We start from the raw sequence: 14,571 nt of genomic DNA on the forward strand, positions 1-14,571 counted from the left end.
GATGACGGAGACACAGGCGAAGTCGGGGGTTGCGGGGACCTCGACAAACCCGGTCGATGAGGAGGCCGCCGACAGCGGCACACCCGCGACCGGCCGCGCGGTGGTAGGCCGGGCGGCAGTCCCCGCCGAATCAGCGTCCACTTCGAAACCGGCGTCTGGTCCGCCGTCGGGCGGCTCCGCGGGCGCAGCGGGCAAGGGGAAGGGTGCGGCCGGCACCGCGACCCCGCCGCCGTCCTCCGCACCTCCGGCGTCCGGTTCGGCTGCCGCGCCCAAGTTCACGCGGGCGCCCGGCATGCCCCCGCCGCCAGACCAGGCACAGGACGGGCGCGCTCAAGCGACGGCGGTCACCGCGACCGCCAAAGCGCCCGTGAGCGCTCCGCCGGCGGGTGCTCCCGCCGCAACCGGCGTCGCTCGGCCCGGTGTCGCACCCGGCGCCCCCGCCGCCGCGAACACCACCCAGCCCGTCGGCCGCACGGCCGCGGGCGGTGCCTCCGTGCGTACCGCTGGCGCGGTCGGCGCGGCCCGCGTGGGCGAGGCGGTTCGGGCGGCCCGCAGCACCGTCGCGTCCGCGGCCTCGCGCGGCCCCAGGCGTGCCCGCCTGAACGTCAAGCGCATCGACCCGTGGTCCGTGATGAAGTTCTCATTCGCGGTGTCGCTGGTGCTCTTCATCGTCGTCATCGTGGCGACCTCGGTGCTCTACCTCGCGCTCGACGCGATGGGAGTCTTCGAGAGCGTCAACAGCAGCCTCACCGACCTGGTGGCCGCAGGCGGCGAAAACTCCAGCACGTTCCGGATCACGGCAAAGGGCGTTATCGGCACGTCCGCCCTGATCGGGGCCGTCAACGTCGTGCTCTTCACCGCTCTGGCGACGCTGGGCGCGTTCATCTACAACGTCTGCGCCGACCTGGTTGGCGGCATCGAGTTGACGCTCGCCGAGCGCGACTGAAGCCTCAACGGGGGTGCTCGCCACGCCGGGCGCCCCCGACTTGGGACTTGAATCCTCGGTACGGTAACCTTGCTCGTCGCACGCGGGGCTATAGCTCAGTCGGTTAGAGCGCAGAGCTGATAACTCTGAGGTCGATGGTTCGATTCCATCTAGCCCCACATGTGGAAGAAGGTTCTTATCCTCGCCGGTGTGATCGGCGTTGCTGCGCTGGTCGCCAAGAAGGTCAAGGAATCCAACGACGAGCGCGCGTTGTGGCACGAAGCCACAACCGCGCCTGACCTTCGGTAGCCCTCCACCGGCGGGGTTCTTCCCGTCGGCGGGGCCATAGCTCAACTGGCAGAGCACTGCCTTTGCAAGGCAGGGGTTAGGGGTTCAAGTCCCCTTGGCTCCACCACTTCACGGGTCCGTGCGCGTTCAGGCGCGGAAGGCCTTGTCGGCAAACGACACCAGTGCCTTGTTGACGATCTCGGGTGAGTCGGTCATCGGGTAGTGGCCCGACTCGGGCACCATCAGCACCTCGGCGCCGCCACCCAGATTGTCGGCGGCGAAGCGTGCCTCGGCCGCGGTGTCGGGGAAGTCGGGGTCGCGTTCGCCCATCACCACCAGCGCTGGCGCGTGCACGTCGCCGAGCCGCTTCTCCGCGGGGGTGTGGTCGGTGCGGGTGGTCCGCACGAACGAGCGCCAGTGTGTGCCGCGCGCGAGGCTTTCCCGGATGTGCTGCTGGTGCTCGGCCAGGTCGGCCGGCTTACGCCCGGGGTAGAAGTTCTTGTAGTACGACGTCCACACGTTCGGGCCCCACGGCTTGAGCAGGAGCAGCCGCAGCAACAGTGCCATCACGGGGTTTGTCTGCGGGTTGCGCACGAAGGGCCCCACCAGCGCCAGCCCGGCGATCTTCGACGGTTGCTCGGCGGCGGCGAGGACGCCGGCCGCCGCGGCCATCGAGCTGCCGATCACCAGTGCGGGCTCGCTGCCGAGATGGTCGATCAGGGCGAGGATGTCGCTGCTCAGGGCCTCGTCGTCGTACGTGCTGAAGCTGTCGTCGCTGTCGCCGTGGCCGCGCAGGTCGAGGGTCGCCACGCGGTAACCGGCCGCGAGCAGGGCGGGCACGGTGAAGCGAAAGTTCGACGACAGGTCGCCCATGCCGTGTACGCAGACGATGAGCGGGCCGGCGCTGCCGTGCACCTCGTAGGCGATACGACCCTCGGGGCGGCGCAGGTAACTAGTGGACATAGCTAGAAGGCTAATGCCATTAGCCAGCCAAGGTCAAGTGCTACGGGGCAGGGTTGGTAGATCGGTTGTCGTAGACTCGTCGGCCGAATGCCTGGGGAGGCCCGATCGACGGGGGAATGGTGAGTCCCAACCTTAGTGTTGATCTTGGGACCTTCCGGATGGGCGTCGATTTCGGCACCTCCAACACGGTGGCGATGCTGGGCTGGCCCGACGGTCGCGCCCGACCAGTGCTCTTCGACGGTGCACCGATCCTGCCCTCGGCAATCTTCGCCGACCAGTCCGGTGAGCTGCTCGTCGGGCGTGACGCCGTCGTCGCCGCACTGTCCTATCCGGAGCGCTTCGAGCCGTACCCGAAACGCCGCATCGACGACGGCATGCTGCTGCTCGGCGACGTGGCGATGCCGATCGGTGACGCGATCGCGGCCGTGCTGCGCCGGGTCGTCGTCGAGACGCAGCGGGTCGCCGGGCAGTGGCCCTCACAGGTGGCGCTCACATACCCAGCCGCGTGGGGCGCGCGCCGGCGGTCCAGCCTCCTCGAAGGTGCCGCCCGCGCCGGAATCACGAACCCGCAGCTGATCCCGGAGCCGCTGGCCGCCGCGCACCACTTCGCGACCCTGCTCGGCGGCCGGCTGCCGGTCGACGGGCACCTGCTCGTGTACGACTTCGGCGCCGGCACCTTCGACGCGTCGGTGGTACGCCGCACGCCGGAGGGCTTTTCGGTGCTCGCCTCCGAAGGGCTTGCCGACACGGGCGGGCTCGACATCGACGCGGCGGTCGTGGCGCACCTCGGTGCCGTGTACGGCGGGCGGTACCCGGACGCCTGGCAGCGCCTGCTGCAGCCGAGCTCTCCGGCCGACCGGCGGCACAGCCGGCAGCTCTGGGACGGGGTACGCGCGGCCAAGGAACTGCTGTCCCGGACCTCGTCGGCGGTGGTGCACCTGCCGCTGCTCGAACAGGACGCGCCGATCACCCGGGAACAGCTCGACGAGCTCGCCCGACCGATCGTCGACCGCACGGTCACCGCCGCCCGCGGCGCGCTGCTCGACGCCGGGGCGGATCTGCGGCAGCTGGCCGGCGTGGTCCTGGTCGGCGGTGCCAGTCGCATGCCGATCGTCGCCACCCAGCTGCACCGGGTGCTCGGGATCGCGGCGACCGTACTGGAGCAGCCCGAACTCGTCGTCGCCGAGGGAAGCCTGCTGGCCGCCGCGCCAACGAGTGCCGGTGACGCTGTCCGCGTATCAGAAAAAACAGCCGATGACGGCGAGTCGCCCACGGTCGTGATGCAGGCGGTTCGCGACGCCGGACCGCCCACAGCGGCCGCGCCGCCGCCCGCCGGGCGACGGCGCGCGGTGCTCGCGGCGGTGGCGGGCTTGGCCACGCTGGTCGTGCTCGTCGGGGCCGGCCTGTTCGTGACCAAGCTTGTGCCGCTGCCCTTCCTCGACCGTGACAACGGTTCGCTGGACGCGGGTGACGGCGGCGGCAGCTTCCGGACGCCGTCGCCGGGAGCCAGCGGAGCCCTCGTGGGTGCGCTGCCGGGCGGGGCGACACCCGGCGCCGGCACGCCGTCCGGCGGAGCCAGCGCGAGTGCTGGCGGCTCGCCCAAACCCGCAGGCTCGGGCACGGCACGCCCCCGGACGACGCCGACCAAGGCGAGCGGGAGCGGGATCAAGGGCACCCCGCTGGCCCGGCATCGCAACAGCGACCCGCCGCTGGAGTGCGAAGGCATCGGGATCCCGCTGACCAACAGCGCCAACACGGGAAACCTGCCGGAGGTGCGGCTGAACACCTGCACGGGCGGCCCGACCGTCAAGTCCCACGGCGGCTGGAGCCTCACGTGGTTCATCGACTACGAGAACTACTCCTACGAGAGCCGGTTCGTCGTTGAGCTGTACGAATGCGGCGGCGGCCTGGTCAAGAAGGTCGACACCGGTGTGGTGAAGAAGATCGGCGAGAACGACCACGACGTCAACATGGACACGAGCGGTATCTCGGGGGAGCACTACACGAAGACCAGGCTCGTGTCGCTCACCCTGAAGCTCGACGGGGTGGTGTGGACCAACACGAGCGACCCGGTCGTGACGACGGCCTGCACCAACATCTGAGCCGCCGGGGCGAGGGTGGGAGACTCGCAGGCGTGATAGGGACGCTGAAGACCGAGCCCGCCCGCACCCGACCCGACCTGCTGGCCGCGCCCACCACGGCTGCGCTCGCCTCATGGGGTGACGACGACTGGGGCGACGACGTGCTGGTCGCGCCGATCGACCCCGATCTCGCCGACACCGCCGCGTTCTGCGAGGCGTACGAGGTCGCGCTGGACGCGTCGGCCAACTGTGTCGTGGTGGCGGGCAAGCGCGAGGGTGCCGTGCGGTACGCGGCCTGCGTGATCCTCGCGACCACCCGCGCCGACGTGAACGGTGTGGTGCGCCGGATGCTCGACGTGCGGAAGGCCAGCTTCGCCCCGATGGCGGAGGCGGTGGAGCTGACCGGCATGGAGTACGGCGGGATCACGCCGGTCGGGCTGCCGGAGGGCTGGCCGATCCTCGTGGACGCGCGGGTGATCGCCACGCCGTACGTGATCATCGGATCCGGCGTACGGCACAGCAAGATCGCCCTGCCCGGCGCAGCCCTCGCGACGCTGCCAGGTGCCCAGGTGGTCGACGGCCTGGCGAAGGTCGTCGATACCGTTTCACGTGAATCAAACGGGTAGGCGGACCTCTTCGCGCGTGCCGGTGCGGCGGTCGCGGATCTCGACATAGCCCTCCGCGAAGCGGCGGCCCAGGACGATCGCCTGCGGGATGCCGATCAGTTCGGCGTCGGTGAACTTGACGCCGGGTGACGCCCCGCGACGATCGTCCACCAGCACTCGCTTGCCCTGTGCGGCCAGGCGGGTGGCCAGGTCGACCGCGGGCTCCACCAGGTCGCGGCTCGTCGGGATCACGTGGACGTCGCAGGGCGCGACCTCCGGGGGCCAGGCCAGGCCCTGTGCGTCGTGGTGCTGCTCGGCGATAGCCGCCACCGCACGCGAGACGCCGATCCCGTAGCAGCCCATGGTCGGCCGGACCGGCCTGCCGTCGGGGCCGAGAGCGTCGACGTCGAACACCTCGGTGTACCGCCGGCCGAGTTGGAAGATGTGTCCGATCTCCACGCCCCGGCGCATCGTCAGCGTGCCGGCGCCGCAGGCCGGGCAGGGGTCACCGGCGCGTACCTCCGCCGCCTCGATCGTGCCGTCGGGGGTGAAGTCGCGTCCGCAGACCACGTCGACGGCGTGCCGGCCGGGCTCGTTGGCGCCCGTCAGCCAGGCCGTTCCGGGCACCACGCGCGGGTCGACCAGGTAGCGCAGGTCGAGCTTCTGCGGGCCGAGGTATCCGCGGACCAGGTCGGGCCGACTCTCCCAGCCGTCGAACATCGCCACCGTCGCGGGGTGCAGCGCCGCCTCGACCCGCTTGAGGTCGACCTCGCGATCGCCGGGTACCCCGATCGCCAGCAACTCCGGCTCGGCGCCGGGCCGGGTGACGGTGAGCACGACGTTCTTGAGCGTGTCGGCGGCCGTCCAGTCGTCGCGGTCGCCCAGCCGCCGCGCGTTCGCCAGAGACACGAGCGACTCGATGGTCGGCGTGTCCGGCGTGTCGTGCACGGTGATCGGCGCGTGCGCGTGGGGGTCACTGTGTGGCGGCGCCACGGTCGTGACCGCCTCGGTGTTCGCGGCGTACTCGCACGCCGTACAGCCGACGAAGGTGTCTTCACCGACCGGCGTCTCAGCCAGGAACTCCTCGGACGCCGAGCCGCCCATCGCACCCGACATGGCCGCGACGATCGTGTACCGCAGGCCCAGCCGGTCGAACATCCGCTGGTACGCGCCGCGGTGCTTGGCGTACGCCTCCCGCAGCCCGTCGTCGTCCAGGTCGAACGAGTACGCGTCCTTCATCAGGAACTCGCGACCGCGCAGCAGCCCCGCCCGGGGTCGCGCCTCGTCGCGGAACTTGGTCTGTACCTGGAACACGATCAGCGGATAGTCCCGGTACGAGGAGAAGAGGTCGCGCACCAGCAGCGTCGCCATCTCCTCGTGGGTGGGCGCCAGCAGGTGGTCGGCGCCCCGGCGATCCTGGAGCGTGAAGATGTCCGAGCCGTACTCCGCCCACCGGCCGCTCGTCTCGTATGGCTCGCGCGGCAGCAGCGCGGGGAACGAGACCTCCTGACCGCCGATCGCGGCCATCTCCTCGCGGATCACCGTGGCGACCCGGTCCAGCACGAGCTTGCCCAGCGGCAGCCACGTGAAGCCGCCCGGCGCCGCGCGCCGTATGTAACCGGCCCGCAGCAGGAGGCGGTGGCTCGGCACCTCAGCCTCGGCGGGCTCCTCGCGCAGGGTACGCAACAGGAGGTTCGACATCCGCAGCAGCATTGGCGCAGCGTAAGCAGCATCGCACTCGTAAAGGCACCGATTTTCGGCGCGCCGATGCGAGGATTGCCTGCGTGCGGTGGCGGAATTTCGTAGCGGTCGGGGACAGCTTCACCGAGGGCATGGACGACCCTTATGCCGATGGCACCTATCGGGGCTGGGCCGACCTGGTGGCGGGCACGCTGGCGGGGTTGGCGGGCGGTGACTTCCGGTACGCGAACCTCGCGGTCCGGGGCCGGCTGTTTCCGCAGGTGGTGTCCGACCAGGTCCCGGCGGCGATCGCGATGCGGCCCGACCTGGTGAGTTTCGCGGCGGGCGGCAACGACGTGCTGCGGCGCAACTTCGACCCGTTGGCGTTGATCGAGCGGTTCGACAAGACCGTGGCCGACGTGCGAGGCACGGGCGCCGACCTGGTGCTCTTCCGGTTCGCCGGGCTCCGGTTGCCGGCGCAGCGGTTCGTCGCGGCACGCGTGGCGGCTCTCAACGAAGCGGTCGGCGAGACGGCCAAGCGGCACGGCGCCATGCTGATCGACCTGCCCAGCGACGAGGCGTTCCGCAACCCGCACCTGTGGAGCATCGACCGCCTGCACCTGTCGGCGGCCGGGCACCAGCGGGTGGCGGCACACGTGCTCACCGCGCTCGGCCTGGCGCCGGATCCGGACTGGCTGACCACGCCTCCGGAGCACGTACGCGGACCGTGGCTGGCGGCTCGCGGTGCCGATCTGGCGTGGGCCGGCCGGTACCTCGCCCCGTGGATCAAGCGCAGGCTGACCGGTCGCTCCTCAGGCGATACCGTGACGGCTAAGCGGCCCACTCTGGAGCCGATCACGTTCGACTGAGCGCCGGAGGGTGACTCATGAGACGGCGAAGTGTCTTGGGCGCGGCGGCGGCCTTGGGCCTGGTCGGGTGTACTGACCCTGAGCCGGCGGCATCGAGCACGCCGCCGCTGATTCCCACGGACTGGACCAGTGTACGGGCGCAGTTCGCAATCGATCGAAAAGTCGCCCATCTGACCACGTTCGCGCTCGCTCCCGCTCCGGCACCGGTGCGCGCGGCGATCGAGAAGCACCGCGCGGGGCTCGACGCTGACCCGATCGGTTACCTGCACGAGCACGAGCAGGAGCGAGACGCGGCGGTGGCCGCCGGCGCCAGCGGATACCTGGGCGCCCCGGCCGAGCAGATCGCGTTCACGCACTCGACGACGGCCGGGCTCGGCCTGCTGTACTCGGGGCTTCGGCTGGCTCGGGGCGACGAGGTGCTCACCACCGAGCACGACTTCTACTCCACGCACGAGACACTGCGCCTGCGGTCCGAACGCGACGGTGTGACCGTGCGCCGGGTGCGGCTCTATGCCGATCCGGTGGCTGCGAGCGTCGACGAGATCGTGGGCAACCTCGCGCGGGCGGTCACCCCGCGCACCAAGGTGGTGGCGGTGACGTGGGTGCATTCGAGCACCGGGGTCAAGCTGCCGGTCCGGGCGATCGCCGACGCGCTGCGGGGGCGCGGCGTGCTGCTGTGCGTCGACGGTGTGCACGGGTTCGCTGCCGAAGACGCCGACCTGGGCGCGCTCGGCTGCGACTTTCTGGTCTCGGGGTGCCACAAATGGCTGCTCGGTCCGCGCGGCACCGGCCTGATCGCGGGCACGCCCGCCGGCTGGCAGGGGTACCAGCCGATCGTCCCGCCGTTCCAAGCCGAGAGCTTCGCCGCGTGGTTCGGCCAGCCGGGCGCCGCGCCGCCACCTGGTCCCGCGGCCACACCGGGCGGGTACCACGCCTTCGAGCATCGGTGGGCGCTCGCCGAGGCGTTCGATTTCCACAAGGCGATCGGCAAGAGCCGGGTGGCCGCGCGCAACCGGGAGCTGGCGACCGCCCTCAAAGACGGCCTGGCCGGTGTCAGCAAGGTCCGGCTCGTCACGCCGAAGAGTCCCGAGCTGTCGGCGGGCATCGTGTGCTGCGAGGTGTCCGGCGTGGCACCGGGTACGGCCGTCGAGCGGTTGCGGGAAAGCACGGTGATCGCCAGCGTGACGCCGTACCAGCACTCGGTCCTGCGGTTCGGTGCGACGATCGCCAACGACGAGTCCGATGTGGAGGCTGCGCTGAAGGCCGTGCGCACCCTCTAGGGCATCGCGTGGCGGAGGTTCACCAAGCCGGGGACCTGTGTGCGGGACACGACCTCGCCCGTCTGTGGATTGTGGGCGGTCACCTCGCCGTCCTGCCCGACATACACGCGGCCGTCGCCGACGAGCGCGAGCCCGCGCACCTCCGAGCCGGTGGACCAGCGCACCGGCTTGTCGCTCGACGGCGCCACCAGCACCTTCCGGCCCGCGCCCACCACCAGGCGGCGCCCGTCGGCGGTCAGGGCAGCGGCAGCGGTGCCGCCGTCGAGAGGCGCGGGCAGGTTTCCGGTACTGGTCACCGTCAGCCCGGAGGGGTCGATTTCCGCGTACGCCGACGTCGTGGTGTCGACCACCGTCAGGCGGCTGCCGTCGGCGCTGAGCGCGATGGCGTGCCCGGCCGCGGCCCGCGATCCGAAGGGCTCCGGCAGGTCGACGCAGTACGCCCAGCGCTCGGTGAGGTGCAACGTGTGCACGAACGCGTGGACGTGCGGTGCGTCATCCCGAGCGCCGGCTACCAGCTCGCGGGTGTGCAGATGGTCAGGCTGGTGCGTGTAGAGCGTGAAGAGCTGCCGCCGCCGCGGGTCGTACACCGCCTGCCGCCCTTCGCCGCGCATCTCCTCCTCGGCACCGGCGGGTACGGCCGACTTGAGGCGGGTCAATAGCGGCTGCAGCGCCTTCGCCCGCAGGTCGATCTGGCGCACCCGGTACCGGTCGGGTCGCGCCGGCGGCAGGTAGTCGAGGACGAACAGGAAGGTGCCCGACGCGTCGAACGCCTCGGGTTCGAGGTACCCGGGCAGTTCGAGGCGGACCCGCTCGCCGCTGCTGTCGGCGACCACGAGGGTGGTGCTGCTGCGCGGGCGGGACGGGTTGGTGAGCGCGAGCAGGCGCCCGTCCGGTGAGAGCACGCGGGCGTCGAGCCGGTCCTTGAGCGTGCCGCCGGTGACCTGTACGCCGTCGGGCAGGCGATGCGTCGACAGCGTCGTACCGGTGCCGGTCCAGCCGGCGCGGGCGAGCTGCGACCAGTCGGCGGTCACCACGGAGGGCGCCGCGGGCACGGTGGTGCGTCCGGTGGCGGCATCCACGACGGACAGTCCCGCCTCGGTCTCCACGAAGAGCTGGTCGCCCCGGCGGGCTGGCGTTTGTTTCGCGGTACAGCCGGCGAGGCCCGCCACAGTGAGGGCTAGTACAGCGCGTCGCGACATCATGACCGGGAAGAGCCTTACCCACCCGCGGTGGTTCCACAGCGGTACCGTGCCGCCTCGTGGGACAGGCATGGCGGGACTGGGGTGGTGTGATCGGCGTCTCGGCCTGTGCGCTGCCGATCGTGGTGGCGCTGGTCGTGGCGCTGTCGAGGTGGCGACAGAAGCGCGGGGTGCCGGCTCGCGTCGCCTGGTGGCGCAGCGCCGCCGAGATCGGTGCCGTCGCGGGCACGCTGCCCTGGATCTGGATGATCCTGACGCCCGGCGAGGGGCCGCGCCAGGTGCACCTCGTTCCCCTGCGAGACCTGGCGGCACAGGCGGCGGGCGACCCCGGCACGGCGGTGGCTCAGGTGGGCGGGAACCTGCTGGTGTTCGCCGCGCTGGGCTTCTTCGCCCCGATACGGGTGGCCGCGCTCGCCAGCCCGCTCCGGCTGGCGGTTCTCGGTGCCGCCGGATCGATAGTGGCGGAGGTCACTCAGTACGCCCTCGATCTTGGCCGGGTGTCCTCAGTGGACGACGTGCTGGTCAACGCTCTCGGTGCGATGTTGGCGGGTCTCGCGTCCCGCCGGTGGTGGCAGGATGATGTGACACGCCCGTTATGTACGAGTTGACAGTTGGTTACGCTGACCAGGTGACGGTGGAGCAACAGCAGACGACGCCGGTAGTGCCCCGCAGGCGCACCAGGCGCGACGAAATCATCGAGATCGCCGTGGGCCTTTTCGCTGCTCGCGGCTATCACGGTGTGTCCATGGACGACATCGGCTCGGCGGCCGGCGTGACCGGTCCCGCGCTCTACCATCACTTCGCCGGCAAAGAAGCGATGCTCGTCGCCGCTCTGATCCCGGTCAGCGAGGGCCTGCTCGAGGGCGGCCGGAGCCGGGTCTCCCAGCACGACAGCAACGCCCAGGCCGCGCTGGGGTCGCTCATCGACTTTCACGTCGAGTTCGCGCTCGCCAATCCTGCCGTGATCGCGTTGCACCTGCACGAGCTCGACCGGCTGCCGGAAGAGCCGCGCCGGCAGATCCGTCGCCTCCAGCGCCTCTACGTGGAGGAGTGGGTCAACGTGCTCACCGCCCTGCGGCCCGAGCTGTCGGCGGGGGAAGCGCGAGTACTGGCGCACGCGGCCTTCGGCCTCATGAACTCGACGCCGTTCCTGGGTGGCGAGGTCGACCGGGAGCGCCGGGCCGGGCTGCTGCGCGCGGCGACACTCGCGGCGCTGATCGGCTGACGGAAGCTCGATGATCGAGTCGCTGCTCGTCGCGAACCGGGGCGAGATCGCCCGCCGGGTCATCCGCACCGCCAAGCGTCTCGGCGTGCGCACGATCGCGGTGTACTCGGAAGCGGATGCCGCACTGCCGTTCGTGGCCGAAGCAGACCAGTCGATCTGCGTCGGTCCCGCCAACCCGGCACAGAGCTACCGCAACGCCGAGGCGATCCTGGCGGCCGCCAAGTCGACCGGTGCCCAGGCGGTGCACCCTGGCTACGGCTTCCTGTCGGAAAACGCGGACTTCGCCCGTACCGTCGAAGCCAACGGCCTGATCTGGGTCGGACCCGGCGCCGACGCGATCGCGGCGATGGGCGACAAGATCAACGCTCGTAACCTCATGGCCGCGGCGGGCGTGCCGGTCGCGGCGGGCACCACCGACCCCACGGCCAGCGCCGACGCCGCGCTCGACGCGGCGGCCGCCATCGGGTACCCGGTGATGGTCAAGGCCGCTGCTGGTGGCGGCGGCATGGGCATGGGCGTCGCGCTCGACGAGGCGGCGCTGCGCACCGAGTTCGACAAGGTACGCGGCTTCGCCGAGCGCATGTTCGGTGACGGCTCGGTGCTGATCGAGCGGTACTTCCCGCGGGTGCGCCACATCGAGGTGCAGATCCTCGGGCTCGCCGACGGTCGTGTGGTCGCGCTCGGCGAGCGGGAGTGCTCCGTGCAGCGGCGCAACCAGAAGCTGCTGGAGGAGTCGCCGTCGCCGGCGGTCACAGGCGACCTGCGTGCTCGGCTGCTTGCCGCGGCGGTACGTGCCGGTGAGGCGGTCGCGTATCGCAACGCGGGCACCGTCGAGTGCCTCTTCGACCCGCAGAGCTGCGAGTTCTTCTTCCTGGAGATGAACACGCGGCTCCAGGTCGAGCATCCGGTGACCGAGCTGGTCTACGGCCTCGACCTCGTCGAAGAGCAGCTGCGGGTGGCGGCGGGCCTGCCGCCGAACTTCGACCCGGAGGCGCTGTCGCCGCGGGGGCACGCGATCGAGCTGCGAATCAACGCCGAGGATCCCAAGCGCTTCCTGCCGGGCCCCGGTGCGGTCACCACCTGGATCGAGCCGGCGGGCGAGGGTGTACGCGTCGACTCCGGGTACGCCGCCGGCACGACGGTGACACCGTTCTACGACTCGCTCATGGCGAAGCTGATCGTGCACGGTCGCGACCGGGTGGAGGCGATCGCTCGGGCCCGCGCCGCGGTGGCCGGGTTCGAGGTCGCCGGCCCGAAATGCAACCTGCCGTTCTTCGCCGAACTGCTGGAAAACGACGAGTTCATTTCCGGTGAGTACGACACCGGCATCGTCGCCCGGATGCGGTAGCAAGTCTTCCAGGAATTCAGGCAAGTTCTCCTGATATTGGCGTGACCCTCGGTGGGTCGTCTCGTTACCAATTACGAGTGGCGGTCAAAGCGGGCGAATAACCCGAACCGCCACCACGAACGAGCCGATACGACGGAGAGGCGAACCATGACGCGGTCGGAGGTCGAGCGCACGCAGCGCACGTCCGCGACGCGTTTTGGGCTTCGCGTGCTCGTCGTCGGCGGTTTCGCGGGAGCGGCCTGGCTGCTCTCCGCTGCCTCGGCCCACGCCGCGGAGGCGAACCTGCCCGCTGAGGACGCACCCACCGAGATGTCCGTGGTGTCGTCGCTCGTCAGCGGCTCCGGCAACGGAGCGGACGAGCGGTCCTCCCTGGTCACGCCGTTGACGGACACCCTTGACCCGGCGCTGTCGCCGGTCACCGGGGTCGCGTCGGCGGTCACCGGCGGTGCCCTTCCCTCCGCGTCCCGGGCGAGCGCCGTGGTGCTGCCCAGCACCACGGTCACGTCCACGACCCCGCTGCGTTCGGCATCCGCCGGCGCGGCCGGGCAGGACGCCGGCGCGGCGTCCGGCAACGCGGCGAGCGCTCCGGCGCGCGCTGCCACGCCGGCGTCCGCGCCCCAGACCGGGGCCGCTACCGGCGGTGGAGTCCTCAGTGGACTCGCCGGCGCTCTGGTCGGCCCATCGGGCCTGCTCAGCCCCGTGACTCGGGTGGTCAACCCGGTCGTCGCACCGTTGACCGGAACCCTGCGTCCGGTCACCGGCGTGCTGCTCAACGCGGCGCAACCGGTGACCTCGACGCTCGGTTCCGTGACTCGGACGGCGACCGGCGCGCTCACCCGGTCAGGGGGACAGCGGACCCAACTGCCGGCGCCTGCCGGCGCACCCGTCTCCGATACCGCCGCGGCAACCGTCGTGACTGGTACGCAGACGCCGGTCTTCGGGCCGCGCAAGCAAGACGGGTACAGCGGCAGCACCAGCACAACCTCCGTGCACCGGTACGAAGCCGGTACGGAGCACAGCGCGACCGGTACGCCGGAACCGCGCACGGGCAGCGGCAACCTGCCTGACCGGCCGTACCCGGCGCCATTGCGCGGGTACATCGGAGCCGGTGCCGGAACCCCGGCCAGCGGCTTGGGTTCCCACATGGAGGGCGGCGCGTTCGCTGTCGTCCCCAGCTCGGTCGTGCAGCGCGCGGTGGCGACCCACCGGATGCCCGTCACGACCGACGTCGAGGCGCGGCGTAACGACGCCGAGGCCCCGACCGTCTCACCTGACTAGTGATGGCCGTGCCGACCGGTCGGGTCGGGCACGTGTGCCGCTCCGTCGGTCAGAGGCAGATTCCAGGCGACCGCTCTTACTAGCGGTGAATCTCGTCCACACCATCACGCGCAAAAACCGGGCGCATTAAAGCCAGGGTGCAACGCGCCCAAATTCAGCTCAAAAAGCAAATCCAAACGCACCCTGACAATCGAATAATCAGTTCCTTATTCAGCCATTTAGCGAAAGGCAATTTCTTCATCATGAAGACTTGGGTTCGCAAGACGCTCAGCGTCGGTGTTCTGGCCGCAGGTGCCCTTCTGTTCGCACCGGCCGCCGCTCAGGCCGAGATCAGCCAGATCTCCGTCGGCAACGACGGCGTCCTCAACGGCAACCAGGCAGCGGTGCCGATCCAGGTGCCCGTCAACGTCTGTGGCAACGGGGTCGGCGCGGTCATCGGCGTCGGCGTCGGCGTGAACGGCATCTGCGCCAACGGTGCCGCGCACGACGTCAACGACGACGACAAGGGCAAGGGCAAGCACAAGTACAAGGAGTCCTCGCGCGAAGAGGGCGCCACCCAGTTCTCCTGGGACAACGACGGCGTGCTGAACGGCAACCAGGCGTACGTGCCCGTCCAGATCCCCGTGAACGTCTGCGGCAACGGCGTGGGCGCGGTCATCGGCGTCGGCGTCGGCCTCAGCGGGGCGTGCGTCAACGGTGCGGCTCACGACGTCGAGGAGTCGGCCCGTGCCGAGTCGTCGCGTACCGAGGGCGCGCTGCAGTTCTCGGGCGACAACGACGGTGTGCTGAACGGCAACCAGATCTACGTGCCGATCCAGGTGCCGATCAAC

Annotated in this window: 14 protein-coding genes and 2 tRNA genes; 13 read left to right on the forward strand and 3 right to left on the reverse strand. The window is 70.7% G+C overall.

Annotated elements, in window-relative coordinates; translation table 11 throughout:
• The first annotated feature begins 1 nt into the window (after position 1).
• The 4 genes from QMG73_RS02665 (at position 2) to QMG73_RS02680 (ending at position 1,340) form a co-directional block, all read left to right on the forward strand.
• A complete protein-coding gene (locus tag QMG73_RS02665) occupies positions 2–946 on the forward strand; it encodes a DUF3566 domain-containing protein (protein WP_281892145.1) in 945 nt (314 codons plus the stop codon).
• Positions 947–1,030: 84 nt separating this feature from the next.
• Positions 1,031–1,104, forward strand: a tRNA-Ile gene (locus QMG73_RS02670).
• A 1-nt stretch (position 1,105) separates the two neighbouring features.
• Positions 1,106–1,234: a DLW-39 family protein gene (locus QMG73_RS02675; RefSeq protein WP_281892147.1), complete on the forward strand. Its 129-nt coding sequence runs from the start codon at positions 1,106–1,108 to the stop codon at positions 1,232–1,234.
• Positions 1,235–1,264: 30 nt separating this feature from the next.
• A tRNA-Ala gene (locus QMG73_RS02680) sits at positions 1,265–1,340 on the forward strand.
• A 20-nt stretch (positions 1,341–1,360) separates the two neighbouring features.
• On the opposite strand, the gene QMG73_RS02685 is transcribed toward QMG73_RS02680, so the two are convergent.
• Complete coding sequence (locus QMG73_RS02685) at positions 1,361–2,176, reverse strand: alpha/beta fold hydrolase (RefSeq protein ID WP_281892149.1); 816 nt, start codon at positions 2,174–2,176, stop codon at positions 1,361–1,363.
• A gap of 158 nt (positions 2,177–2,334) precedes the next feature.
• Here QMG73_RS02685 and QMG73_RS02690 point away from each other — a divergent pair, with 158 nt between their 5' ends.
• Positions 2,335–4,278 carry an Hsp70 family protein gene (locus tag QMG73_RS02690; RefSeq protein WP_281892151.1) on the forward strand — a complete coding sequence of 648 codons (1,944 nt, stop codon included), beginning with the start codon at positions 2,335–2,337 and terminating at the stop codon, positions 4,276–4,278.
• 35 nt (positions 4,279–4,313) lie between these two features.
• Positions 4,314–4,883 carry a YbaK/EbsC family protein gene (locus tag QMG73_RS02695; RefSeq protein ID WP_281892227.1) on the forward strand — a complete coding sequence of 190 codons (570 nt, stop codon included), beginning with the start codon at positions 4,314–4,316 and terminating at the stop codon, positions 4,881–4,883.
• On the opposite strand, the gene QMG73_RS02700 is transcribed toward QMG73_RS02695, so the two are convergent.
• The gene (locus QMG73_RS02700) at positions 4,872–6,575 is read right to left on the reverse strand and encodes a proline--tRNA ligase (protein WP_281892153.1); all 1,704 of its coding nucleotides are present in this window, start codon (positions 6,573–6,575) and stop codon (positions 4,872–4,874) included. The genes QMG73_RS02695 and QMG73_RS02700 overlap by 12 nt on opposite strands.
• Positions 6,576–6,646: 71 nt before the next feature.
• Between QMG73_RS02700 and QMG73_RS02705 the strand changes: the two genes are divergently transcribed.
• On the forward strand, positions 6,647–7,411 hold the full coding sequence (locus QMG73_RS02705) for an SGNH/GDSL hydrolase family protein (RefSeq protein ID WP_281892155.1): 765 nt from the start codon (positions 6,647–6,649) through the stop codon (positions 7,409–7,411).
• A 17-nt stretch (positions 7,412–7,428) separates the two neighbouring features.
• Positions 7,429–8,691 carry an aminotransferase class V-fold PLP-dependent enzyme gene (locus QMG73_RS02710; RefSeq protein ID WP_281892157.1) on the forward strand — a complete coding sequence of 421 codons (1,263 nt, stop codon included), beginning with the start codon at positions 7,429–7,431 and terminating at the stop codon, positions 8,689–8,691.
• Here QMG73_RS02710 and QMG73_RS02715 read toward each other — a convergent pair.
• Positions 8,688–9,962: a hypothetical protein gene (locus QMG73_RS02715; protein WP_281892159.1), complete on the reverse strand. Its 1,275-nt coding sequence runs from the start codon at positions 9,960–9,962 to the stop codon at positions 8,688–8,690. The two genes, QMG73_RS02710 and QMG73_RS02715, sit on opposite strands and share 4 nt — an antisense overlap.
• Between QMG73_RS02715 and QMG73_RS02720 the strand changes: the two genes are divergently transcribed.
• From QMG73_RS02720 to QMG73_RS02740, 5 genes are all read left to right on the forward strand, one after another.
• Positions 9,950–10,498 carry a VanZ family protein gene (locus QMG73_RS02720; RefSeq protein ID WP_281892160.1) on the forward strand — a complete coding sequence of 183 codons (549 nt, stop codon included), beginning with the start codon at positions 9,950–9,952 and terminating at the stop codon, positions 10,496–10,498. The two genes, QMG73_RS02715 and QMG73_RS02720, sit on opposite strands and share 13 nt — an antisense overlap.
• 20 nt (positions 10,499–10,518) lie before the next feature.
• On the forward strand, positions 10,519–11,115 hold the full coding sequence (locus tag QMG73_RS02725; protein WP_281892162.1) for a TetR/AcrR family transcriptional regulator: 597 nt from the start codon (positions 10,519–10,521) through the stop codon (positions 11,113–11,115).
• 10 nt (positions 11,116–11,125) lie between these two features.
• Positions 11,126–12,463 (forward strand): acetyl-CoA carboxylase biotin carboxylase subunit, encoded by a 1,338-nt coding sequence (locus QMG73_RS02730; RefSeq protein ID WP_281892164.1) that lies wholly within the window; start codon positions 11,126–11,128, stop codon positions 12,461–12,463.
• A gap of 147 nt (positions 12,464–12,610) precedes the next feature.
• The gene (locus QMG73_RS02735) at positions 12,611–13,741 is read left to right on the forward strand and encodes a hypothetical protein (RefSeq protein WP_281892166.1); all 1,131 of its coding nucleotides are present in this window, start codon (positions 12,611–12,613) and stop codon (positions 13,739–13,741) included.
• Between the two features lie 242 nt (positions 13,742–13,983).
• Positions 13,984–14,571 (forward strand): chaplin family protein (locus QMG73_RS02740; RefSeq protein ID WP_281892169.1); only part of this gene is annotated, 588 nt, incomplete at its 3' end.

This window comes from Phytohabitans aurantiacus, from assembly GCF_027923225.1.
In the GTDB taxonomy this organism is placed as follows: domain Bacteria; phylum Actinomycetota; class Actinomycetes; order Mycobacteriales; family Micromonosporaceae; genus Phytohabitans; species Phytohabitans aurantiacus.